The organism is Streptomyces sp. NPDC029041 (genome assembly GCF_040637515.1).
In the GTDB taxonomy this organism is placed as follows: Bacteria; Actinomycetota; Actinomycetes; order Streptomycetales; family Streptomycetaceae; genus Streptomyces.
The window spans coordinates 156,077-178,352 of sequence record NZ_JBEZWO010000014.1 but is presented as its reverse complement, the minus strand read 5'-3'; the positions used below and the strand labels follow the sequence as shown (position 1 = coordinate 178,352).

The 22,276-nt window shown below is 70.1% G+C and carries 18 protein-coding genes; 11 read left to right on the top strand and 7 right to left on the bottom strand.

Going from position 1 to position 22,276, the window contains the following annotated elements; translation table 11 throughout:
• The first annotated feature begins 12 nt into the window (after nt 1-12).
• From AB0F04_RS31320 to AB0F04_RS31310, 3 genes are read left to right on the top strand one after another with little or no spacing between them, the layout of a single operon-like run.
• Complete coding sequence (locus tag AB0F04_RS31320) at nt 13-3,603, top strand: DEAD/DEAH box helicase family protein (RefSeq protein WP_362047636.1); 3,591 nt, start codon at nt 13-15, stop codon at nt 3,601-3,603.
• Nucleotides 3,600-5,072, top strand: coding sequence for a restriction endonuclease subunit S (locus AB0F04_RS31315; protein WP_362047633.1), 1,473 nt, complete (start codon nt 3,600-3,602; stop codon nt 5,070-5,072). The genes AB0F04_RS31320 and AB0F04_RS31315 overlap by 4 nt, the downstream gene beginning before the upstream one ends.
• A complete protein-coding gene (locus AB0F04_RS31310) occupies nt 5,069-6,616 on the top strand; it encodes a class I SAM-dependent DNA methyltransferase (protein ID WP_362047630.1) in 1,548 nt (515 codons plus the stop codon). The genes AB0F04_RS31315 and AB0F04_RS31310 overlap by 4 nt, the downstream gene beginning before the upstream one ends.
• Before the next feature lie 58 nt (nt 6,617-6,674).
• Here AB0F04_RS31310 and AB0F04_RS31305 read toward each other — a convergent pair whose 3' ends face one another.
• Nucleotides 6,675-6,854, bottom strand: a complete 180-nt coding sequence (locus AB0F04_RS31305; RefSeq protein ID WP_362047627.1) for a DUF397 domain-containing protein — start codon at nt 6,852-6,854, stop codon at nt 6,675-6,677.
• Nucleotides 6,851-7,681, bottom strand: a complete 831-nt coding sequence (locus AB0F04_RS31300; protein WP_362047624.1) for a helix-turn-helix transcriptional regulator — start codon at nt 7,679-7,681, stop codon at nt 6,851-6,853. Before AB0F04_RS31300 ends, AB0F04_RS31305 begins: the two co-directional genes overlap by 4 nt.
• A 146-nt stretch (nt 7,682-7,827) precedes the next feature.
• Between AB0F04_RS31300 and AB0F04_RS31295 the strand changes: the two genes are divergently transcribed.
• The gene (locus AB0F04_RS31295) at nt 7,828-8,280 is read left to right on the top strand and encodes an ATP-binding protein (RefSeq protein ID WP_362047622.1); all 453 of its coding nucleotides are present in this window, start codon (nt 7,828-7,830) and stop codon (nt 8,278-8,280) included.
• A 290-nt stretch (nt 8,281-8,570) separates the two neighbouring features.
• Complete coding sequence (locus AB0F04_RS31290; protein ID WP_362047619.1) at nt 8,571-9,269, top strand: hypothetical protein; 699 nt, start codon at nt 8,571-8,573, stop codon at nt 9,267-9,269.
• A gap of 267 nt (nt 9,270-9,536) precedes the next feature.
• On the opposite strand, the gene AB0F04_RS31285 is transcribed toward AB0F04_RS31290, so the two are convergent.
• On the bottom strand, nt 9,537-10,925 hold the full coding sequence (locus tag AB0F04_RS31285; RefSeq protein ID WP_362047616.1) for an FAD-binding oxidoreductase: 1,389 nt from the start codon (nt 10,923-10,925) through the stop codon (nt 9,537-9,539).
• Nucleotides 10,926-11,102: 177 nt separating this feature from the next.
• Between AB0F04_RS31285 and hemB the strand changes: the two genes are divergently transcribed.
• On the top strand, nt 11,103-12,101 hold the full coding sequence (gene hemB / locus AB0F04_RS31280) for a porphobilinogen synthase (protein ID WP_362047613.1): 999 nt from the start codon (nt 11,103-11,105) through the stop codon (nt 12,099-12,101).
• Between the two features lie 8 nt (nt 12,102-12,109).
• Here the strand turns inward: hemB and AB0F04_RS31275 are convergent, their stop codons facing one another.
• Entirely contained in the window at nt 12,110-12,802 is a 693-nt protein-coding gene (locus tag AB0F04_RS31275; protein WP_362047610.1) for a DUF4232 domain-containing protein, read from the bottom strand.
• A gap of 228 nt (nt 12,803-13,030) precedes the next feature.
• Between AB0F04_RS31275 and AB0F04_RS31270 the strand changes: the two genes are divergently transcribed.
• Nucleotides 13,031-14,434, top strand: a complete 1,404-nt coding sequence (locus AB0F04_RS31270) for a helix-turn-helix transcriptional regulator (RefSeq protein ID WP_362047607.1) — start codon at nt 13,031-13,033, stop codon at nt 14,432-14,434.
• 15 nt (nt 14,435-14,449) lie between these two features.
• Here the strand turns inward: AB0F04_RS31270 and AB0F04_RS31265 are convergent, their stop codons facing one another.
• Nucleotides 14,450-14,815: a hypothetical protein gene (locus AB0F04_RS31265; protein ID WP_362047604.1), complete on the bottom strand. Its 366-nt coding sequence runs from the start codon at nt 14,813-14,815 to the stop codon at nt 14,450-14,452.
• Between the two features lie 77 nt (nt 14,816-14,892).
• Here AB0F04_RS31265 and AB0F04_RS31260 point away from each other — a divergent pair, with 77 nt between their 5' ends.
• The gene (locus tag AB0F04_RS31260; RefSeq protein WP_362047601.1) at nt 14,893-15,795 is read left to right on the top strand and encodes an SAM-dependent methyltransferase; all 903 of its coding nucleotides are present in this window, start codon (nt 14,893-14,895) and stop codon (nt 15,793-15,795) included.
• A gap of 118 nt (nt 15,796-15,913) precedes the next feature.
• Nucleotides 15,914-17,146, top strand: coding sequence for a PLP-dependent aminotransferase family protein (locus tag AB0F04_RS31255; protein ID WP_362047598.1), 1,233 nt, complete (start codon nt 15,914-15,916; stop codon nt 17,144-17,146).
• Here the strand turns inward: AB0F04_RS31255 and AB0F04_RS31250 are convergent.
• Nucleotides 17,112-17,897, bottom strand: a complete 786-nt coding sequence (locus AB0F04_RS31250) for a DUF4253 domain-containing protein (RefSeq protein WP_362047595.1) — start codon at nt 17,895-17,897, stop codon at nt 17,112-17,114. The genes AB0F04_RS31255 and AB0F04_RS31250 overlap by 35 nt on opposite strands.
• A gap of 96 nt (nt 17,898-17,993) precedes the next feature.
• Here AB0F04_RS31250 and AB0F04_RS31245 point away from each other — a divergent pair, with 96 nt between their 5' ends.
• Nucleotides 17,994-18,494: a DinB family protein gene (locus AB0F04_RS31245; protein ID WP_362047592.1), complete on the top strand. Its 501-nt coding sequence runs from the start codon at nt 17,994-17,996 to the stop codon at nt 18,492-18,494.
• Nucleotides 18,495-18,604: 110 nt separating this feature from the next.
• Here the strand turns inward: AB0F04_RS31245 and argS are convergent, their stop codons facing one another.
• Entirely contained in the window at nt 18,605-20,362 is a 1,758-nt protein-coding gene (gene argS, locus AB0F04_RS31240; protein ID WP_362047589.1) for an arginine--tRNA ligase, read from the bottom strand.
• Nucleotides 20,363-20,511: 149 nt separating this feature from the next.
• Here argS and lysS point away from each other — a divergent pair, with 149 nt between their 5' ends.
• Entirely contained in the window at nt 20,512-22,260 is a 1,749-nt protein-coding gene (gene lysS, locus AB0F04_RS31235) for a lysine--tRNA ligase (RefSeq protein WP_362047586.1), read from the top strand.
• Nucleotides 22,261-22,276 lie beyond the last annotated feature (16 nt).

The following is a 22,276-nucleotide window of genomic DNA, read 5'->3' as shown; positions in this document are numbered from 1 at the left end:
AGGGAGATGCGCATGGTGACGGCAGCGGTCGGCAGCCCGTCGGGTGGGGACGACGAGCAGGTCAGGCGGCTGGCCGCGAGTTCGTCCAACTTCGGTCACCTGATAGGGCACGAGCCTTTACTGGTGACTCTGGGCTGCTCCGCGGAGTCGTACGTCCACACTGATCCGCACGCGGCCATGGTGAAGGCACGCCTCTTCGGCGAGGTGATGACCCGGCACCTGGTCACGCTCCTCGGCCTCACCGTGCCGGGGTCCCGACAGGTGGACCGGATCAACGCGCTCACCAGGTCCGGTGTGCTCGTTCCCCAGGTGAGGGCTTGGTTCGAGGCGGTCCGTACGACGGGCAACCGAGCCGTTCACGAGTACTACGCCAACGTCCGCGAGGCGCTCCAGTCCGTGGAGTTGTGCTTCCGCCTGGGTGACTGGCTGCACCGGTCCCTCGACCGGAACGACACCACGCACCGTGTGTTCCTGGCGCCTGCGCCGCCGTCCGCCGCTCCCGAGCCCACGACCGTAGCCGACCAGCGCGAGCTGGAGCAGCTGCGCACCGAACTCGACGCCTACCGGCGCAAGCTGGAGGAGGCCAGGCTCAGCTACGACGGCAAGCAGAGCCGTCTGGAGCGTGAGCAGGCCGCCCGTGAGCAGGCCGAGGCCGAGCTGGCTCGTGCCGAGGCCGAGCGGGCCGCGCTGCACGATGTGATCGCCGAGCTGAGCGAGAAGATCACTGAGCTGACGGCTCCGGCGATGGAGACCCGTTCGGCCGCCCGTCCGCTGGACGGGGCCTCGCGGCGCGACGAGTTCATCGCGCAGGCGCAGAAGGCCGCCCGGCCGCCGATGAGCGAGGCGCAGGTCCGCGCCGAGCTGGACCGCGTCCTGGAGAAGGCCGGCTGGACCGTCCAGGACGACAGTGCCAAGAACCTCTTCGCGGGCAAGGGCGTCGCCGTCCGGGAGGTCTCCACGGCAGTCGGTCGCGCCGACTACCTCCTGTACGTCGACCAGCGTCTGGTCGGTGTCATAGAGGCCAAGCGTGAGGGCGCGGATCTGGAGGCCGCCATGGAGCAGGCCTCCCGTTACGCCACCGGCCTCACCCGTAGCCAGCAGCTCAGTGCCTGGCGGGCCAGCCTGCCGTTCCGGTACGTGGCCGATGGCAACACCGTCCGCTTCCACAACGCGCTCGACCCGTCCCCGCGCACGCGCGAGGTCTTCGCCGTGCACCGGCCGGACACGATCGCCCGCTGGATCGAGGAGGCCGAGGCCGACCACAGTGCGCCGACCCTGCGGGCCCGGATGCGTCGCCTGCCGGAGACCTTCCTCGACCCGGAGGACCTGCGTCCGGCCCAGGTGACGGCCATCAACGGCCTGGAGCGTTCCCTGGCCAAGGACGACCCGCGTGCCCTGATCCAGATGGCGACCGGCGCCGGCAAGACGTACACGGTGGTGAGCGAGAGCTACCGGTTGCTCAAGCACGCCGGCGCCAAGCGCATCCTGTTCCTGGTCGATCGCAACAACCTCGGCAGCCAGGCCGCGACCGAGTTCGAGAACTTCGACACCCCGGACGACGGCCGCAAGTTCACCGAGTTGTACGTCGTCCAGCGCCTCGCCGGGGACACCGTGCTGGGATCCGCGCACGTGGTGGTGTCCACCGTGCAGCGGCTGTGGCTGGCGCTGACCGGCCGTGACGTGCCGAGCGCCGACACCGAGGACGCGGCGCTGGACCGCTATGACCTGGTCGATGAGCCCGTTGAGGTCGGCTACAACCCGAAGCTGCCGCCGGAGTCCTTCGACCTGATCGTCGTGGACGAGTGCCACCGCTCGATCTACGGCAAGTGGCGCGCGGTGTTGGAGTACTTCGACGCCCACCTGGTCGGCCTGACCGCCACCCCGGTCAAGCAGACCTTCGGCTTCTTCTTCCAGAACCTGGTCAGCGAGTACCCGTACGAGCAGGCCGTCGCGGACGGAGTCAACGTCGACTTCGACGTCTTCCGCATCCGTACGGAGCTGGGGGAGAACGGCGGCACGATCCCGGCGGAGACGGTCGTGCCGATGCGGGAGCGCAAGACGCGCCGCGAGCGGTACCAGGAGCTGGAGGAGGACCTGGAGTGGAAGGCCTCCCAGCTGGGGCGCCAGGTCATCAGCAAGGGGCAGTTGAAGCTCGTCGTCGAGACGTTCCGCAAGCACCTGTTCACGGAGATCTTCCCGCCGGTGGGGGAGGGGGAGGTCCAGCGGGCGCGCACGCACGTGCCCAAGACGCTGATCTTCGCCGTGGACGACAACCACGCCGACGAGATCGTCCAGATGGTGCGGCAGGTCTTCGGCGAGAGCGACGACTTCTGCCGGAAGATCACACACGCCGCGAAGCGGCCCGCCGAGCTGATCAAGGCGTTCCGCAACAGCCCGGAGCTGCGCATCGCGGTGACCGTCGACATGATCGCCACGGGGACCGACATTCCGCCGCTGGAGTGTGTGTTCTTCCTCCGGGACGTCAAGAGCTGGGCGTACTTCGAGCAGATGAAGGGGCGCGGCTCGCGGACGATCGACCCGGCGGAGTTCCAGGCGGTCACGCCGGACGCGGAGGTCAAGGAGCGGTTCGTCATCGTCGACGCTGTGGGCGTCACGGACTCCCCACGCGTGGACGCGCGCCCGCTGGTCCGGGTCTCCGAGCGGAAGATCCCGCTGGAGCGGCTGATGGCCAAAACGGCGGGCCTGGCGATGACCGAGGACGAGGTCGCCACGCTGGCAGGCCGCCTTGCACGCCTTGACCGGCAGCTCACGCCTGAGGAGCGCGAGGAGGTCGAGGAACTGGCCGGCCAGCCGCTGCGGGAGATCGTGGGCGGACTGGTCCGGTCCGTCGACCCCGACCAGCAGGAGCGGGCGCGGCGGATCGGCGGGCAGGCGCAGGTACGGCAGGACATGCTGGACGCGCTGAAGCCGATCGCGTCGAATCGCGAGCTGCGGGACCGCATCATGTCCATGCGCCGCGCACACGACATCGTCATAGACGAGGTGAGCGTGGACGAGGTGAAGGAGGCGCGCGGCATCACGGCGGACGAGCTGGCGATGCGGAGGGTGACGTCCTGGCAGCAGTACATCAAGGAGCACCAGGACGAGATCGCCGCGTTCAACATCGCCTTCAGCGAGCGGCGCGATCCGAAGGAGGTCTACCGACGGCTACGGGACCTCGCCCGCAAGATCGAGCGCCCTCCGTTCCAGTGGACGCCGGGGCGGCTGTACGACGCGTACGTGCAGCTGGGCAAGGCGGCTCGGCATCCGCGGGGGGCTGCGGGTGTGGTGGACCTGATCGGGCTGCTGCGGTTCGAGCTGGGCCTGGAGGATGAGGTACGGCCGTACCGGGCGCTGGTGGAGGAACGGTACGCGGCGTGGCGGGCCCGGCAGGAGCAGGCGGGGGCGTCCTTCACGGAGGACCAGGTGTGGTGGCTGGACCGGATCGTGGACGTCATAGCGACGGACGCGGCGATCGAGCCCGAGCATTTGAAGGACGTACCCTTCATCGAGCGCGGGGGCGTGGACGGGTTCCTTCGGGAGTTCGGAGCGGATCGGGGGGCTGAGATTTTGGATGAGTTGGGACGGGAGTTGGGCGCGTGAGTAATCCTTCGGAATTGCCGGAGGGGTGGGCTTGGGCGACGCTTGATGACATTGCCGACTCCACGTTGGGGAAGATGCTCGATCGCAAGAAGGGGGGCGACTATCTGGTTCCGTATCTGCGTAACATCAATGTGCAGTGGGGGAGAATCGACGCGGAGGATGTACTAACCATGTCGATTCCACCGGAACGGCAGGAATTCTTCCGTGTCCAGCGCGGGGATCTCTTGGTCTGTGAAGGCGGAGAGGTCGGACGGTGTGCCGTGTTCGAAGGTGACGACGGTAGATACCTCGCCTTCCAAAAGGCGCTGCATCGAGTCCGACCACTTGGCGGAGTCAGCTCCAGTTACCTTCGTTACTACCTGGAGTATCTGAGTGTCACGGGCGGCTTCGGAAGGTTCACTACCGGCAGTACGATCAAGCACCTTCCGCAACAGCAGTTGAAACGCTTGCCTGTGCGTGTGCCGCCTCTTGATGAGCAGCGGTGCATCATTGCCGCGCTCGAAGAGCAGTTGTCGCGGCTTGATGCGGCAGTTGAGGCGGTAGAGCAGAGTCGCACGCGGTCTAGACAGCTGTGGTCTTCCATCCTCCATCAGATGACGGAAGGCACCCTTTCGCGAAATGTGCGGCGTCCGGTCACCTGGGAGCGTACCGATGAAGTGGCCGCTGTTCAGGGCGGAATTCAAAAGCAGGCTCGGCGTCGGCCAGTGGAGAACAAGTTCCCTTTCTTGCGAGTGGCTAACGTGCCTCGCGGGAGGTTGGCGCTTGAAGAAGTTCATGAGATTGAACTATTCAAGGGTGAACTCGAACGTTATCGGCTCGAATCTGGTGACTTGCTTGTGGTTGAAGGAAATGGTAGTCCCGACCAAATCGGGCGTGCTGCATCATGGCGGGGTACGATCGAGAACTGCGTGCATCAAAATCACCTGATCCGGGTGCGGCCAGGGCCGAGGCTGCGGCCGGAGTTTCTAGAACTTGCGTGGAACTCTCCCAAGGTTGCGCAACAGTTGAAGAAGGTCGCAAGCTCCACCAGCGGTCTGCACACGTTGAGTACTGCCAAGGTTAAGTCGGTGGCAATTCCTGTTCCTTCGCTGGAGGATCAGGACGCGTTGCTTGAAGCAGTGCAGCAGTGGCGTACAAAGCAGCTTGCCGCAGAGGCTGCACAACAGGCCGCTCTCGTTCGTGCCGCTGGTCTCCGTCGCTCCCTCTTGGCCGAGGCCTTCGCAGGACGTCTCGTCCCCCAAGACCCCGCCGACGAGCCAGCCGAAGCCCTGCTCACCCGCATCCGTGCGGAGCGGGAAACAGTCGGAGCCGCCCAGCCCCGACGCCGGAGCCCTCGCAGGGCGCCTGCTCAGCGAAAGCGCGCGTCGGATACCGCACCCGCGTCGGACGCGCCCCCACCCCCCCGAGCAGACGCCTCCGCCCTCGCCACCGCCACTCAGCCCACCCTTGATCTGGAGATGCCCTCGTGACCACGACCGAGGCCCGTCGGCTTGTCGACAAGCTCTGGAGTTACTGCCACGTTCTGCGGGACGACGGTGTCTCCACCATCGACTACGTCGAGCAGTTGACGCTTCTCGTGTTTCTGAAGATGGCGCACGAGGCGCAGTCCCGGCCGCCGATGTTCCGTGAGCAGATCATGCCCGAAGGGTCGCTCTGGGAGGGGCGTGGCTGGCCCGAGCTGCTGAAGAACGACGGTGCCGAGCTCGAAGCCGCCTACACCCAGCTTCTCGAAGACCTCGGTGCCCAGCGCAAGGGCACCACCTTTCACTTGATCTTCAACGGGGCCCGTAACCGCATCCACGACCCCGCCAAACTCAAGCGCCTGGTCAAGGACCTGATCGACAAGGAGAACTGGTCGGGTCAGAAGACCGACATCAAGGGCGACGCCTACGAGGAACTGCTCTCCCGTGGCGCGGAGGACATCAAGTCTGGTGCGGGCCAGTACTTCACCCCGCGTCCGCTGATCCAGGCCATCATCGACTGCGTCCGTCCTACCCCGGACGACACGATCACCGACCCCGCCAGCGGAACCGGCGGCTTCCTGCTTGCCGCCGCCGAGCACATCCTGAATGAGTACGGCAACCGGCTCACCCCCGAGCAGCGCAAGCACCTCAGCAGCGGCGGCATCTGGGGCACCGAGCTGGTCAGGAACACTGCCCGTCTCGCAGCGATGAACCTTTTTCTGCACGGCATCGGTCAGCCCACCGGGCCTACCCTCATCCATGACCGTGACGCTCTCATCTCCCCGCCCACCAAGCGCGCGAGCCTGGTCCTGGCGAACCCGCCCTTTGGCAAGAAGTCGTCGATCACCGTCTATGGCGACGACGGTTCCGCCGCCCGTGAGGCGATCGCCTACGAGCGCCGTGACTTCTGGGTCACCACGACCAACAAGCAGCTCAACTTCGTGCAGCACATTGCCTCGCTGTTGGAGATCCACGGCCGGGCTGCGGTCGTCGTCCCGGACAACGTCCTCTTCGAAGGTGGCGCGGGTGAGACCATCCGGCGGCGCCTGCTCAAGGAGTACGACGTCCACACGCTGCTGCGCCTGCCCACCGGCATCTTCTACGCGGGCGGTGTCAAGGCCAACGTACTGTTCTTCGAACGGCGGCCGGCCCGTCCCGAGCAGCCGTGGACCGAGAAGCTGTGGGTCTACGACTTCCGCACTGCCCAGCACTTCACGCTCAAGCAGAACCCGCTCACCCGGGCCCACCTCGAAGACTTCGTGCAGTGCTACCGCCCCGACGAGGACCGCTCCAAGCGTGTCGAGACGGAGCGATTCAAGGCGTACACGTACGAGGAACTGATCGCCCGCGACAAGGCCAACCTCGACATCACCTGGCTGCGCGACCCGAGCCTCGACGACGCGGACAACCTGCCCGCGCCCGAGGTGCTGGCCGCCGAGATCGTCGAGGATCTCCAGGCCGCGCTGGAGGAGTTCGCCGCGATCGCGGAGACCTTGCAGCAGGCCCGGGGCGAGGTCGCGGAACCGACGGCGACTCCAGCTGCCGACTGAAACGCACGTGTGGCCCGCATCCAACGAACTCGGGTGCGGGCCGACGGTATTCGTTCTGTCAGCGCCCGGAGGCGTACGGCAGGAAGGCCGACCAAGCGGCTGAGGTGAGGTCGAGGCGAGGGCCTGCGGGGTTCTTGGAGTCGCGGACGAAGACGTGACTCTTGTCCGGGGTGGCCACCTCAACACAGTCGGGACCGCTGGACGTGCTGTAACTGCTCTTTATCCACTCCAGCTTCATGTCTCTCCAAGCACTTTCTCGATGAGGGCCATCGACTCCCGTGGGCTGAGAGCCTGTGCCCGGATGATTCCATACTGGATTTCCAGGAGCTGCACCTCTTTCGGCTCCGCGATCACGCGACTGATGTGCGCCACCTCGACATGACCGACCGTGGTGCCGTCCCTGAGCCTGAGCAACCTGAACGAGCCGTCGAGCCCTGAGTTCTCCTCGCGGCTCAGAGGCAGTACCTGAAGGTCGACGTTGCGGAACGCGCAGACTTCCAGCAGCCGTTCGAGTTGCCCGCGCATCACCATCTTGCCCCCGATGGGCCGACGAAGCGTCGACTCGCATTGGACAAAACTGAAGACGGCCTGAGCTGTCGTGTCGCTGACGATCTCCTGCCGGGCCACGCGGGCCGACACCTGCTGTTCCAACTGGTCGGCGGTGAAGGGCGGGCGGCGGGCGCTGAGCACTGCCCGTGCATACTCCTCGGTCTGCAGCAATCCATGGACGACAGAGTTGTTGTAGGCGCACAGCTCTGTGGCCTCCGCCTCCAGCTTCTTCAAGTCCCGCACCTTCTTGGGGTACCGGACCTCCGCCACGTCCTGCTTCAGGGCCGCGATCCGGCCGCCCGCACTCAGTACCTCGTCCGCCGCATCCAGGTACTCCGGCCGCGGAATCCGCCGACCTCGCTCCACGGACGAGACCAGCTCCTCCCCGTACCCGATCGCCGCCCCGAACTCCGCCTGCGTGAGGCCGGCCGCCTCCCGCCACAGCTTCAACTGCCGCACCACCGCCCGCATCACGGCCCCGGCCTCGTCGTCAAGCCCCGCTTCCCACTCGCTCATGCGCGCCGCCCTCCCGTCGCGTGCCCTTCCCCGGACCAACTTCGGCCGCCCGCGCCCAGTCATCCCGGGCAGCCCGGACAGAAACCGGACACCTCACGGACAGCCGTCGGCCGCACGGGCCATCTCTCTTCACAGCGTACGCACGCATGAACACTCTGAGTGATGTGAATCAAGAAATCACCGCACGGCGGACCCCGCTCCACCAGTTCACCGTGCCGCTCTCCGCCACCCGCCGGGGCGCGCGTCTCGCCCGTCTGCTCGCCACCGAGCAACTGCGCTCCTGGGAACTGCCCTTCGACCCGGCCCGGCTGATCGTCGCCGAGCTCGCCTCGAACGCCGCCGTGCACGGCCGTGTCCCCGGGCGGAGTTTCCGGCTCGGCCTCATCGTCACAGCGGCTGCCACCCTCCGTATCGAGGTCACCGATGCCCGGGGCGAGCAACCGCCCGCGCAGGCACGGGCGACCGCAGACGCAGAGCCCAGCGAGGCCGGTCATGGTCTGGTCCTGGTCGAGGCGCTGGCCGACCGCTGGGGTGTGCGAACAGGGCCGGTGCCGTGCAAGACCGTGTGGGCCGAACTCGATCTCGGTACGCGCGGCTGACGTGCCACCGATGCCCCTACCGGAGCCTGGAAGCACGTGGACCGGTGCGGTGCGGGCCGGGGCTGCGGGCGGTAAAAGACCAAAGAACCCGGGGAAAAAACCCACCCAACCAACCAAACCCGCCTACGTCACACGGGCGGGTGAAACCGGTGGGTGCGAGTGGCGCGGTGGCCGCCGGGACGTGCAGTCTCGCCCCAGGCAACACCACGACCCCACACATGCATCGGCCCCCGCCGGGACTGCAATCCCGGTGCGAGGGCCTGACCAACGAGGAAGTCGGACCCTTCCCCATGGCTGAGAAGAAGCCTAACGCTGCCGCGCGCCCGAAGCAGGACCTTCGGCAGACCACCACCCACTCCGGTGTCACCCACGTACGGGCGTACCAACCCGACCGGTACACGATCGTCGGCAACCACCTCGCCCAGCACCGAGAGCTGTCGCTGACCGTCATCGGGCTGGCCACTCACATCCTGTCGCTGCCGGAGGGCGCCCCGGTCGACATCCGCAGCCTCGCCGAGCGCTTCCCAGAGGGGCGGGACCGGATCGCCTTCGCCCTGCGGGAGCTGGAGGCGCGCGGCTATCTGGAGCGGGTGCGGGAGCGCACGGAAGCGGGCCGCCTGTACACGCGGACGTACGCCCACCACGCTCCCGCTGCCCATGTCGACGCCCGTACCTCCCAAGGTCCCGTGGCCGGTACGCAGACCCCGGAAACACCCCAAGAAGGCGACCAGGCCTCCGACCCGCCGGACGCGCCCTCACTCGGCGGGGGACCGCCCGACCATCAAGCGTCACCCACCCCGCCGGAGACGTGCGGCTCCGAGCACACGGCCCCCGGCCGGCACCACGCAAGGCCCTCGCCCTGCTCGCCGGCCTGCGCCGCACCGATGACCGTCTCACCCTCTCCCGGCGGCAGGTCGAGCGGCTCGCTCCCGCTGTCGCGGCCTGGTTCGACGGCGGTGCCACGGCCGCCGTCGTCCACCGCGTCCTGACCGCCGACCTCCCCGATGACATGCGGCACCCCGCCGGTGTGCTCGCCCACCGCCTTGAGCACCTGCTGCCGCCGCCTCTGCCCGCGAGCCCTCCGGTCGCGTCCACGCACACGGGAACGGTCCGCAGCCCCCACCCCTTCCAGACGTGCGACGGTTGCGAACGCGCCTTCCGCGCCCCGCACGCCGGTCGGTGCCGCGACTGCCGGTCCGGATCGGAGCCGCCGACAGCACTCGGCGCCCCTTGCGCTGCTTGAAACCGGCCGGCGCCTACGCGGGTGTCACCGCGTGGCCGTAGCGCAGCAGGTTGTCCGGGTCGTAGACGGCCTTGTCGTGGCGTAGGCGTGTGTAGACCTCCGGGGTCCAGGCGCGGGCGCGGTCCCGGTCGTCGCCCGGCGTGCCGTGGATGTTGACCATGGTGCGGCCCGTGCCGTACGGGGCCATGGCGCCGTACAGGCGGCGCGTCGCCTGTTCGACGGCCTCGGCGACGGGTGGGGCCGGCATGATGCCGACCGACTCCATGAAGTAGCGGGCGTCGCGGGCGCAGACGGCGTCCTCGACGGCCGACGGGCGGGCCAGCGCGCCGCCCATGTGCCGCAATGAGGCGACCAGCAGCGGGTGCTCGACGCCGGCCGTGGGACCGACCTGCTCCAGGAACGTGTCCACGGCCTCGGGCGGCAGGTCCCGCAGGAGCATGCAGCACTCCCGTGCCGGGAGCGGGTCCTGCGGTTCCATGTGGATGCGGTCCAGGGCCGCGTAGTCCATCTCCTCGACCAGGTCGACGGCCACGGGTGCGGCTTCCCGCAGGGGCGCGAACAGGGCCTCCCCCTCGGCCGTGTCGCCCGGCCAGGCGAACGCGACCCGGGCCCAGAAGCCGCCGCGCAGCGGCTCGGGGATCTGGGGGATCGGAGGCAGGCGCAGGACCGAGAACATGCTGCACATCGCGTCGGGGACGGTGCGGGTCCAGTCCAGCCAGGCGCGCAGCAGGGCCCGGGCGTGCTCGGCGTGGCAGTACAGGCCGCCGCCGTAGAGGCGGGGCAACGGCAGCAGTTCGGTGACGAGCGAGGTGACGATGCCTACGTTGCCCTTGCCGCCGCGCAGCGCCCAGAACAGTTCCGGTTCGTGCTGGGGGTCCGCCTCGCGCAGGTGCCCGTCGGGGGTGACGACCTGGAAGGAGCGGACCAGGTCGGCGGCGAATCCGTAGGCCCTGCCGAGGACCGGGAGCCCGCCGCCCAGGGTGTAGCCGACGACGCCCGCGTCCGTGGAGGTGCCGCACAGGCCCGCCAGGCCGTGGGGGGCGGCCGCGGCCATGACGTGGCTCCACTTGGCGCCCGCGGCGATGGTGGCGGTGCGGGTGGTGGGGTCCACGTCGACGTCCGTCATACGGGCCGTGCTGATCAGCAGGCCGTGTTCGATCGGGAAGTTGGCGCCGTGGCCGGTGGCCTGGACGGCTACGGGGGTGTGGGTGGCTTTCGCCCAGCGCATGGCGGTGACGACGTCGTCGGGGCCGGTGGCTCCCACGACGACGTCCGGGGTGTGGAGGGCGGCCAGGTTGAAGCCGGTGACCTCGTCGGCGTAGGCGGGGTCGCCGGGGCGCAGGACCGGGCCGTTGATCTCCGAGAGGGCGAAGAGGCCGGGGGTGTGGTGGGTGGCGGTCATCGCGTCCTCCGTGGGGGCGTACGGAGGGACGGCGGCGGTGTGGGGGCCGTCGGGGTCCTTGTTGTTTCAGGATGGACCTGGGGGGTCCCGGGCGCATCGCGGGGCGGTGTGCGTGCTCGCCCGGGGCCGACAAGGCGTCGGCATCGGGGGGTTCGGGGCGGGCGTAGCGTAGAGGGCATGACGACGTACGGATCTTTTCCCGGTACTCGGCCGCGGCGGTTGCGGACCAGCCCCGTGATGCGTCGGATGGTCGCCGAGACCCGGCTGCACCCCGCCGATCTCATTCTCCCGGCCTTCGTGCGGGAGGGCGTCAGCGAGCCCGTGCCGATCGGCGCCATGCCGGGGGTCGTGCAGCACACCCGGGACAGTCTGAAGAAGGCCGCCGCGGAGGCGGTCGCGGCGGGGATCTCCGGGATCATGCTGTTCGGCGTGCCGGAGGAGTCGAAGAAGGACGCGCTCGGGACGCCGGGGACCGACCCGGACGGCATCCTCCAGGTCGCCCTGCGGGACGTGCGGGCCGAGGTCGGCGACGACCTGCTCGTCATGTCCGACCTGTGCCTCGACGAGACCACCGACCACGGGCACTGCGGCGTGCTCGACGAGCAGGGGCGGGTCGACAACGACGCCACCCTGGAGCGGTACGCCGAGATGGCCCAGGTGCAGGCGGACGCCGGCGCCCATGTCGTCGGGCCCAGCGGGATGATGGACGGGCAGATCGGGGTCGTCCGCGACGCCCTCGACCAGATCGGGCGCGAGGACGTCGCGATCCTCGCCTACACCGTGAAGTACGCCTCGGCCTTCTACGGGCCCTTCCGGGAGGCCGTCGGCTCGTCCCTGCGAGGGGACCGGAAGACGTACCAGCAGGACCCCGCGAACGTGCGTGAGTCGCTGCGCGAGCTCGCCCTCGACCTGGAGGAGGGCGCCGACATGGTGATGGTCAAGCCGGCCGGGCCCTACCTGGACATCCTCGCCCGGGTCGCGGACGCGGTGGACGTGCCGGTCGCCGCCTACCAGATCTCCGGCGAGTACTCGATGATCGAGGCCGCCGCCGAGAAGGGCTGGATCGACCGGGACCGGGCGATCATGGAGGCCCTGACCGGTATCCGCCGGGCCGGCGCGCGCAGCATCCTCACCTACTGGGCCACCGAAGTGGCCCAGAAGCTCAAGGACCGGTAGAGCGGCGCTCAGTAGGTCAGCGCGTCGTCCCTGTCGCGCAGCCAGTAGGTGACCGCGAGCGTGCTGTCGTAGTACACGCCCTTGGCCGGCAGGGCCGGGACCGCCGAGGGGCCGCCGTCGCTGTTGGGCGTGCGGCCCTGGAAGCCGACCGTGAGCCGGTGGCCGGTGGTGCCCCCCTCGCCGCTGCCGTCGGCCGCCGACAGCAAGACACCCGCGTAGCCGGACTCGCCCGGGGTCAGAGTCACCACCGCCTGCGGCTGTGACTCCTCCATCGGCCGCGGCGCCCACTGCATCTCGTCGAAGCGCAGCGTCGGGTAGTAGGTCAGGTCGCACGTCTTCGAGCCGGTGTTCTTCACCGTGAGCAGCATGTGGTTGAGGGGGCGGCGGACCGGCTGGGCGGTGACGGTGGTGTTGGAGCCGTTGCACAGGACACGGGCCGCCGTGGCGCCCTTCGCGCTCTTCCGGCCGGCCTGCGTGGCCTGTGCGCCCGTCGCCCGTGTGTCCGTCGCGCCGCTGGTACCGGCGGCGCCGTCCTCGTCGTGCCCGCTGCTCCCGCTTTCGGCCGGCTGTGTCGCCGTGACGGTCGCCGAGGCCGGCTCGGGGTGGGCGGCTCCCTCGTCCTTCGTGCCCGTGCCGTTCTGGCATGCCGCCAGGGTGAGGGCGGCCAGGAGGGCGACGGGGAGGGCGCGGTACTTGCGCATGCTTGCGTTTCCTTTCGGACAAAGGCGGTGGAGAAGCAGGCCCGGGTGGGTCGCGCTGCCGGTGGGCCCGGAGCGGCGTGCTTGGATGACCAGAGCTTGTGCGGTGATCCGTCCCGGCCGCCAGACCAGGCGGGAGATCAGGGACGCTGGAACGCCCGCACATGCTCTGACCAGGGAGAACGGTCATTCCCTGGAACGGGGGAACGGGACACGGGGCATGGAGGGGCAGTGTCGGAGGGCACGACCGCGGCGGAATTCGCCGCACTGCTGGGGGAGTTGAAGGAGCGCTCGGGGCTGAGCTACGGGGTGCTCGCCAAGCGGCTCCACATGAGCACGTCGACGCTGCACCGGTACTGCAACGGGGATGCCGTGCCGGCCGATTACGCGCCGGTGGAGCGGCTCGCCCGGCTGTGCAAGGCGTCGCCCGCGGAACTGGTCGAGCTGCACCGGCGGTGGGTGCTGGCGGACGCCGGGCGGGCGCGCAAGGGCAGCGGCGGCACGGGGGGTGGTGCCAAGGGGAGCGGCGGTACGGGAGGCGGACGGTCGGAGGAGGCCTCCGCAGGGCCCGGCCCTCTCGCGCCGGACGCGGCCGGGCCCGTCGACGCCGGTCCGCCCGCGCCGGAGGTCCCCGTGCGCCGACGCCCCCGTCGTGCCCTCCTCGGCGGTCTCGCCGTGGCCGTGGCCCTCGGAGGGGTCGGTCTCGCCGTGGCCGTCCCACCGGAAGGTCCGGGTGACGCGGGGCGGCGCGGAACGGCGGTGGCCACCGGCAGTGGTGGCGGGGTGGAAGGGGACGGCGCGGCGGCCTCCGTGCCGCCGTCCGCCGGTTCGTCGTCCGCGGGCGGCCACGACCAGGACAAGGACGGAGGCAAGGACACGGACGGAGACAAGGACAAGGTCAGTGACGAAGGCGAGGGCAACGGCAAGGACGGGAGGAAGAAGGAGCCGGGCGCCTCGGTGCCTGCCGCCCCGAACTCCGCCACCGGCGGGACCGGCCGCCCCGGCCGTGACGCCGCCCCCGCCGCGGCGCCTCTCACCGTGACCACGGAGCCGCACCTCTGGGAGAGTCCCTGTTCCCAGCGCTATCTGGTGAATCTGCCGCCGGGGCGGGTCAAGCCGCCGCCGCCGGAGCCGAGCGCGCCCGGCTGGGTGGCGGCGATGGGGGCCGTGCCGTCCGGGGAGCAGCTCCTGAGGCTGACGGTGCAGGGGAAGGGCAAGGAGACCGTGGTCGTCAAGGGGCTGACGGTCCGGATGGCCGGCAAGCGGGCGCCGCTCGCGTGGAACGACTACGCCATGGGGTATCCGGGCGTCGGCTGCGGCGGTGGCGTGCCGACCAGGTCCTTCACGGTCGCCCTCGACGCCGTCCGCCCCGGGGTCGTGCCGGAGGCGGGGCACGCGGACTTCCCCTTCAAGGTGAGTGAGTCCGACCCCGAGATGTACTACATACGGGCCGACGCCTCCGCGTACGACGTCAGCTGGTACCTGGAGCTGCACTGGTCCAGCGGGGGCAGGACGGGCACGCTGACCGTGGACGACCACGGCCGGCCCTTCCGTACGAGCGGCAACAACGGGCGTCCGGCCTACGAGTTCCCGCTGGGCGGCGAGAAGTGGGTCGAGGAGGGGACCACGCAGTAGTGCCGCGAGGGCGGCTCAGTGGAACTCGTGGACCAGCTCGATCCTCCCGACGATGTGGGCGTTGAACTCGTCGAGTTCCTCCGCCGGGACCCACAGCTCCACGATGGTGCGGCCGCCGGCCTGCTGGACCGGGTAGCGGGTCAGGAACTCGGTGTCGACCTCGAACCGGGTGACGTAACCGGCGCCGTCGTGCTTCACGTTCCAGTCGCGGGCGATCTTGATGGCGTAGTCCTCGTTGAGGACCGGGTAGAAGATCGGCTGCTCGGGGAGCCGGGGCGGCCAGGCGCGCCAGCCGAGGTCCCGGACCAGGTCCAGTTCCTTGGGTCCGGTGGGGCGCCAGAGGGTCGTCGTCGGTCGGCTGTCTTTCTGCACGGGCACCATCAAATCAGTTGAACCGTTAGGTTGTTGACCGTCGTAGTGGTTGGTGATTGAACTACACACTTCTCAGGGAGACGTCCATGTCCGGTGACGCCCTCAGCCAGGATCCCGCCGAGCTGCAGAGGAGGATCGACAGCAGCAAGGCGCACCCGGCACGGGTCTACGACGTCTTCCTCGGCGGCAAGGACCACTACCCCGCCGACCGGGACGCTGCCGCCGCCGCGCTGGCCGCCAACCCGCGCGGGTACCTCGACGTCCGGCACAACCGCGACTTCCTCCGTCGCGCGGTGACCACGCTCGTGGAGCAGGACGGCATCCGGCAGTTCCTCGACATCGGGACCGGGCTGCCCACCGCCGAGAACGTCCACCAGATCGCCCAGCGCATCACACCCGAGTCGCGGGTCGTGTACGTCGACAACGATCCCGTGGTGCTCGCGCACGCGCGCGCCCTGCTCACCAGCGGCCCCGAGGGACGCACGGACTACATCGACGCCGACCTCCGCGACCCGGGCCGCATCCTCGAACAGGCCGCGAAGACCCTGGACTTCGACCAGCCGGTCGCGCTCTGCCTGGTCGCGATTTTGCACTTCGTCGCCGACGAGGAGGCCTACCCGCTGGTGAGCGGGCTGCTCGACGAACTGCCCGCCGGCAGCCGGCTGGTGCTGAGCCACCTCACCGACGACCTCAACCCCGAGAACATCCGCGCGGTCCAACGCACCTACACCGAACGCGGCTTCACCTTCGTGCTGCGCTCCCGGGCCGACGTCGAGCGGTTCTTCACCGAGAGCCGGCTGGAGATCGCCGACCCGGGGGTCGTCCCCGCACACCGCTGGCGGCCCGACCACGCCGCCCCCGTCCCCGAGCAGCCGGAGGAGTCCTTCCTCGCCGGGCTGGAGGAGATCGAGAAGGTGCGGTACCGCGACATCAACGACGTCACGGACGCGGACATCAACGTGTACGCGGCGATCGGCGCGAAGGGGTGAGCCCTGGTGCGCCGTGTGACCGGCGGGGCGTCCGGATCCCGGAAACCTGCTTGTAGACGGCACGTACTTCTCTAGGCTGCGGGGCACCGGGCGTCACCGCAGCCGAAGGAGCCGTCTCATGACCGTCGCCGAACCCCTGCCCACCCACTCTCCGGTGCCGCCCCTGGCCGCGCGGGCGCAGGCCGTCGGCGGCTCTCCCGTACGCGACATCCTCGCCGTCACCGCCCGCCCCGAGGTGATCAACTTCGCGGGCGGGCTCCCGGCACCGGAGCTGTTCGACGCCCACGGCATCGCCGCCGCGTACGAGGCGGTGCTCGCCGAGGCGCCCGCGCGGGCGTTGCAGTACTCCACCACCGAGGGCGAACCCGCGCTGCGGGACGCGCTCGCCGCCCGCACCACCGCGCGCGGTCTGCCGACCGGCCCCGACGACCTGCTCGTCACCACCGGCTCCCAGCAGGCCCTTTCGCTCCTGGCCACCGCCCTCCTCGAACCCGGCGACACCGTCCTCGTCGAGAACCCCTGCTATCTGGCGGCGCTTCAGGCCTTCGGCTTCGCCGGGGCACGGATCGTGGCCGTGCCCGGCGACGAACACGGCGTCGACCCGGGGGCCCTGGAGGAACTCGTCGTGCGGGAGCGGCCCAAGCTGCTCTACACCGTGCCCACCTTCCAGAACCCCACCGGCCGGACCCTGCCCGCCGAACGCCGCGCCGCCGTGGCCGCCGTCGCCGCACGGCGCGGCCTGTGGATTCTCGAGGACGACCCCTACGGCGAGCTGCGCTACGACGGTGAGCGCGTGCCGTGGATCGCCGCCCACCCGGGCGCCGAGGACCGGACCGTGCTGCTCGGCAGCTTCTCCAAGGTCATGGCGCCCGGGCTGCGGCTGGGCTGGCTGCGGGCGCCCGGGGAGCTGAGGCGGGCCTGTGCCGTCGCCAAGCAGGCCGCCGACCTGCACACCCCGACCGTCAACCAACTCGCCGCGGCCCGCTACCTCGCCGACCACGACCTCGACACCCATGTCGCCCGCGTCGCCGGCGTGTACCGCGAACGCCGCGACGCGATGCTCTGCGGACTGGCCGGGGCGCTGCCGCCGGGCTCGGTCTGGAACCGGCCCGAGGGCGGCATGTTCCTCTGGGCGCGCCTGCCGGAGCCGTACGACACGACGGCCCTGCTGCCGCAGGTGGTCCGGCACGACGTGGCCTACGTCCCCGGCGCGCCCTTCTACGCCGGCCCGCCCGACCGGAGGACCCTGCGGCTGTGCTTCGTGACGCCGACGCCCGAGGAGATCGGGGAGGGGCTGCGCCGGCTGGGGGAGGGGCTCAGTCCCACCAGAAGTGCCACGTCCGCTGGTTGAGGACCTGGTGATCGGCGTAGTCCCGGAGGGTCGGGTCCGTGCCTTGGCGGATGTTGCCGGGGCAGAACGCGAAGTGCTCGGCGGCGACGGCCAGCGCGGCGGCCGGGGTCGTGGGCGGGCTCGCCACGGACACCAGCAGGTGATCGAATCCGAGGCCTACGACGCGTATGCCGAAGCGGTCCTCCCAGGAGCGGAGCACCGCGCTGAGCCGGGCCGTGTCGCCCTCGTGGTTCACCGGGCCCGTCCAGCCGATCGCCGTCGGGAGGTCCGCGCTGCGGCGGGCCGGGATCAGGGCGAGGCGGGGCTCCTTGAACGGGCCGCCGTCGCCGAGCAGGGCGTCCGCGACGTCGGCGGCCAGGCCGTCCGGGTCCCGGCCCCGGTCGCCAGGCCCGGCCGGTCCGGGCCATGCCTCGCCCTGTGCGGCGTACTCCTCCCAGTGCTCGGCGAGCACCTCCTCCGCGTCGTGGTCCCCCGGGTAGGACACCTCACCGGGCATCAACTCCCAGCGGCCCGGGCCGCCATGGCCGTCCCCCGTCTCCAGAACGAGGGGCAGCAGTCCCGCCCGGCGAGCCGGCTCCAGTGCCGCCCAGCCGCCCGGAAGGGCCGGTCCGTCCGCGCACCACAGCAGCGGCTCGTGCCAGGGGCCCTCGTCGGTGGTGTCGAGGAGCGTCCCGGCGGGGAGCCGAAGGCCGAGCGAGCCGCCGCTCGGGTCTGCCGCCAGCGTCGGCAGGGGATTGGGAAGAGTCGCCATGGCGGTGACTCTAGGGCGGGCCACTGACATCCCGACCGGCCCCGTGGCCGTCATGGCGGACAGAATCCGGCCTATCGGCGCCCTACCGTTCGGGGCATGACCACTTCCTCGGAGAAGACGGACCTGCTGGCGGCGTTCGCGGAACAGCGCGCCCTGCTGCTGCTCACCGTGCAGGGGCTCACCGACGCGCAGGCCGCGCAGCGTACGACCGTGAGCGAGCTGACCCTCGGCGGCATCCTGAAGCACCTGGCCCAGGGCCAGGAGACGTGGACGCAGATCATGACCAAGGCCGACGGGGAACTGCCCGACGGCATGCTGGACATGGCGCAGTACCGGATGGCCGGGAGCGACACCCTCCCGGCGCTGCTGGAGCGCTACGAGTCGGCCGCGCGGGCCGCCGAGGAGGCGGTGGCAGGGCTGCCGGACCTGGACGTGCGCGTGCCGCTGCCGCGCACACCCTGGTCCCCGCCGGACCCCGGGCACTGGTCCGTCCGCCGGATCCTGCTGCACCTGATCAAGGAGACCGCCCAGCACGCCGGGCACGCGGACATCATCCGGGAGGCCCTGGACGGCGCGAACAGCACGGCCCGGCGCTGACCCGGTGCGGCGCCGGACCGAGGTGGCACGGCACACGCCGCCCCGTAACGCCCGAGGGCGGCACTCCACCAGGGAGTGCCGCCCTCGGGGACGTCGGCCGGAGCCCTGGCTCAGAGGCGCTCGGGTGCCCGGATGCCCAGCAGGTTCATGCCCTGGCGGAGCGTGCGGGCCGTGATGTCGCAGAGGAACAGCCGGTTCTCGACCTGCGCGGGCGTCTCGGCCTTGAGGACCGGGCACTTGTCGTAGAACGCCGTGTACAGCGACGCCAGCTGGTATAGGTACGCCGCCAGCTTGTGCGGGGCGTACTCCGCGGCGGCTTCGAAGACCGTGTCGCCGAACGTGTCCAGGTGCAGACCGAGCGCCCGCTCCGCCGGGGCGAGTGCGAGCTCCGGACGCGCGACCGGCTTCGTCTCGCCGGCCTTGCGCAGGATCGACTGGATCCGGGCGTGGGCGTACTGGAGGTAGACGGACGTGTCGCCGTTCAGCGACACCATCTGGTCCAGGTCGAACTTGTAGTCCCGGTTCGGCGACGTCGACAGGTCCGCGTACTTCACGGCACCGATGCCGACCTGCGCGGCCCGTTCCTGGATCTCGTCCTCGGTGAGGTCCTGTGCCTTCTCCCGCACGACCTCGGCGGCCCGCTGCACCGCCTCGTCCAGCAGATCCTCCAGCCGTACGGTCTCGCCCTCACGCGTCTTGAACGGCTTGCCGTCCGCGCCGAGCACCGTGCCGTAGCCCATGTTGTGCGCGGTGACGTGCTCGCCCAGCCAGCCGGCCCGGCGGGCCGTCTCGAAGACCATCTTGAAGTGGAGCGACTGGCGTACGTCCACGACGTACAGCAACGTCGTCGCCCGCAGGTCGAAGACGCGGTTGCGGATCGCGGTCAGGTCGGAGGCCGCGTAGCCGAAACCGCCGTCCGCCTTCTGCACGATCAGCGGGACCGGCTGGTCGTCCTTGCCGCGGATCTCGTCGAAGAACACCACGAGCGCGCCCTCGGAGCGCACCGCGACACCCGTCTCCTCCAGGAGGCGGGCGGTCTCGGGCATGCCCTCGTTGTAGGCGGACTCGCCGACGATCTCCTCGTCACGGATCTCCATGTCGAGCTTCTCGAAGACGGAGTAGAAGTAGACCTTCGACTCGTCCACGAACTGCTGCCACAGCTCGAGCGTCTCCTTGTCACCGGACTGCAGGGCGACGACCCGCCCCCGGGCGCGCTCCTTGAACTCCTCGTCCGCGTCGAAGAGCGCACGCGACGCCTTGTACACCCGGTTCAGGTTGCTCATCGCCTGCTCGCCGTCGACGTCGGCCGCGGGGGCCAGCTCGCCGGGGTGCTCGAAGAGGTACTGGATGAGCATGCCGAACTGGGTGCCCCAGTCGCCGATGTGGTGCCGGCCGATCGTCTTCTCACCGGTGAAGTCGAGCATGCCGCGCAGGGCGTCGCCGATGACCGCCGAGCGCAGGTGGCCGACGTGCATCTCCTTCGCCACGTTCGGCTGGGCGTAGTCGACGACCGTGATGCCCGCGTTCTCCTTCAGCGGCACGCCGAGACGCTCGCCGTCCGCGTGCCGCGCGGCGAGGTTCTCCGTGATCGCCCGGTCGGTGATCGTGACGTTCAGGAAGCCGGGGCCGGAGACCTCGACGTCCTCGATCAGCTCACCCGACTCGACCCGGGAGACGACCTGCGTGGCCAGCTCGCGCGGGTTGGCCTTCTCCTTCTTGGCGAGGGCCAGGATCCCGTTGGCCTGGAAGTCGGCCCGGTCGCTTCGTCGCAGCAGCGGGTCCGCGGAGCCGGCCTGCGGCAGAGCTGCCGACAGGGCCGCCGCGAGGCGCTGGTGGACGGAGTCGCTGAGGGACGTGACCGAGGCCATGGGCGAGGGTGCCGTTCTCCTAGGGGAAATCGATGGACCCGGCCAGTATCCCATGGGGGTAAAGCCGTTTTTCCGGGCGCGAAGCGGTCTGGGACAATGATGCGGTCAGCCGTGCGACCGTACCGGCTGCCCGATGCAGAAAGAAGGACGTGCCGATCGTGGCTCAGAGCACCGAGACCACCGACTGGGTCTCCCGTTTCGCGGATGAGGTCATCGAGGAGTCGGAGCGCCGGGCCCCGGGCAAACCCGTCGTCGTCGCGTCCGGCCTCTCGCCGTCCGGCCCCATCCACCTCGGCAACCTGCGCGAGGTCATGACCCCGCACCTCGTCGCCGACGAGATCCGCCGCCGCGGCCACCAGGTGCGGCACCTGATCTCCTGGGACGACTACGACCGCTACCGCAAGGTGCCCAAGGGCATCGCCGGGGTCGACGAGGAGGCCTGGGCCGAGCACATCGGCAAGCCGCTGACGTCCGTCCCGGCACCCAAGGGCTCCTCGCACCCGAACTGGGCCGAGCACTTCAAGGCCGCGATGATCGAGTCGCTGGCCGACCTGGGCGTGGAGTTCGACGGCATCAGCCAGACCGAGCAGTACACCTCCGGCGTGTACCGCGAGCAGATCCTGCACGCCATCAGGCACCGCGCCGACATCGACGCGATCCTCGACCAGTACCGCACGAAGAAGGCCCCCGCCAAGAAGCAGCAGGGGCAGAAGCCGGTCGACGAGGCCGAGCTGGAGGCCGCCGAGGGCTCCGGCGCGGCCGGCGAGGACGACGGCAGTTCCACCGCCGCCGGGTACTTCCCGTACAAGCCGTACTGCGGCAACTGCGAGAAGGACCTCACCACCGTCACCTCCTACGACGACGACTCCACCGAGCTGACGTACGCCTGCACCGCGTGCGGCTTCTCCGAGACGGTCCGGCTGAACGAGTTCAACCGCGGCAAGCTGGTCTGGAAGGTCGACTGGCCGATGCGGTGGGCGTACGAGGGCGTGATCTTCGAGCCCTCCGGTGTCGACCACTCCTCCCCGGGGTCGTCGTTCCAGGTCGGCGGGCAGATCGTCGGCATCTTCGGCGGGAAGCAGCCGATCGGGCCGATGTACGCCTTCGTCGGCATCTCCGGCATGGCGAAGATGTCGTCCTCGAAGGGCGGCGTGCCCACCCCGGCCGACGCCCTGCAGATCATGGAGCCGCAGCTGCTGCGCTGGCTGTACGCGCGCCGCAGGCCCAACCAGTCCTTCAAGGTCGCCTTCGACCAGGAGATCCAGCGGCTCTACGACGAGTGGGACCGCCTGGACGCCAAGGTCGCCGACGGCAGCGCCCTGCCGGCCGACGTCGCCGCGCACTCCCGTGCGGTGCGCACGGCCGGCGGTGAGCTGCCCCGGACGTCCCGGCCGCTGCCGTACCGGACGCTGGCGTCCGTCGCGGACATCACCGCCGGGCACGAGGACCAGGCGCTGCGCATCCTCAGCGAGCTCGACCCCGAGCAGCCGCTGGCCTCCCTCGACGAGGCCCGCCCGCGGTACGACAAGGCCGAGGCCTGGATCAACACGCACGTCCCGGCCGACCAGCGCACGATCGTGCGGGACGAGCCGGACGCCGAGCTGCTGAAGTCGCTCGACGAGCAGGGCCGCGAGTCGCTGCGGCTGCTGCTCGACGGGCTGGCCGAGCACTGGTCGCTCGACGGGCTGACGCACCTGGTGTACGGCGTGCCGAAGGTGCAGGCCGGGTTCTCCGCCGACGCCACGCCGAAGGAGCTGCCGCCGGAGATCAAGACCGCCCAGCGGTCGTTCTTCGCGCTGCTGTACCACCTGCTGGTGGGCCGTGACACCGGGCCGCGGCTGCCGACGCTGCTGCTCGCGGTCGGGCAGGACCGGGTGCGGGCGCTGCTCGGTCGGTAACCGCCGTCGCAAGAGA

What these genes read in the sequence shown, in the direction of transcription:
- AB0F04_RS31320 (WP_362047636.1), top strand. Translation starts at nt 13, where the DNA reads ATGGTGACGGCAGCGGTCGGCAGCCCGTCGGGTGGGGACGACGAGCAG.
- AB0F04_RS31305 (WP_362047627.1), bottom strand. Translation starts at nt 6,854, where the DNA reads ATGAAGCTGGAGTGGATAAAGAGCAGTTACAGCACGTCCAGCGGTCCC.
- AB0F04_RS31300 (WP_362047624.1), bottom strand. Translation starts at nt 7,681, where the DNA reads ATGAGCGAGTGGGAAGCGGGGCTTGACGACGAGGCCGGGGCCGTGATG.
- AB0F04_RS31295 (WP_362047622.1), top strand. Translation starts at nt 7,828, where the DNA reads ATGAACACTCTGAGTGATGTGAATCAAGAAATCACCGCACGGCGGACC.
- AB0F04_RS31290 (WP_362047619.1), top strand. Translation starts at nt 8,571, where the DNA reads ATGGCTGAGAAGAAGCCTAACGCTGCCGCGCGCCCGAAGCAGGACCTT.
- AB0F04_RS31285 (WP_362047616.1), bottom strand. Translation starts at nt 10,925, where the DNA reads ATGACCGCCACCCACCACACCCCCGGCCTCTTCGCCCTCTCGGAGATC.
- hemB (WP_362047613.1), top strand. Translation starts at nt 11,103, where the DNA reads ATGACGACGTACGGATCTTTTCCCGGTACTCGGCCGCGGCGGTTGCGG.
- AB0F04_RS31275 (WP_362047610.1), bottom strand. Translation starts at nt 12,802, where the DNA reads ATGCGCAAGTACCGCGCCCTCCCCGTCGCCCTCCTGGCCGCCCTCACC.
- AB0F04_RS31265 (WP_362047604.1), bottom strand. Translation starts at nt 14,815, where the DNA reads ATGGTGCCCGTGCAGAAAGACAGCCGACCGACGACGACCCTCTGGCGC.
- AB0F04_RS31260 (WP_362047601.1), top strand. Translation starts at nt 14,893, where the DNA reads ATGTCCGGTGACGCCCTCAGCCAGGATCCCGCCGAGCTGCAGAGGAGG.
- AB0F04_RS31255 (WP_362047598.1), top strand. Translation starts at nt 15,914, where the DNA reads ATGACCGTCGCCGAACCCCTGCCCACCCACTCTCCGGTGCCGCCCCTG.
- AB0F04_RS31250 (WP_362047595.1), bottom strand. Translation starts at nt 17,897, where the DNA reads ATGGCGACTCTTCCCAATCCCCTGCCGACGCTGGCGGCAGACCCGAGC.
- AB0F04_RS31245 (WP_362047592.1), top strand. Translation starts at nt 17,994, where the DNA reads ATGACCACTTCCTCGGAGAAGACGGACCTGCTGGCGGCGTTCGCGGAA.
- argS (WP_362047589.1), bottom strand. Translation starts at nt 20,362, where the DNA reads ATGGCCTCGGTCACGTCCCTCAGCGACTCCGTCCACCAGCGCCTCGCG.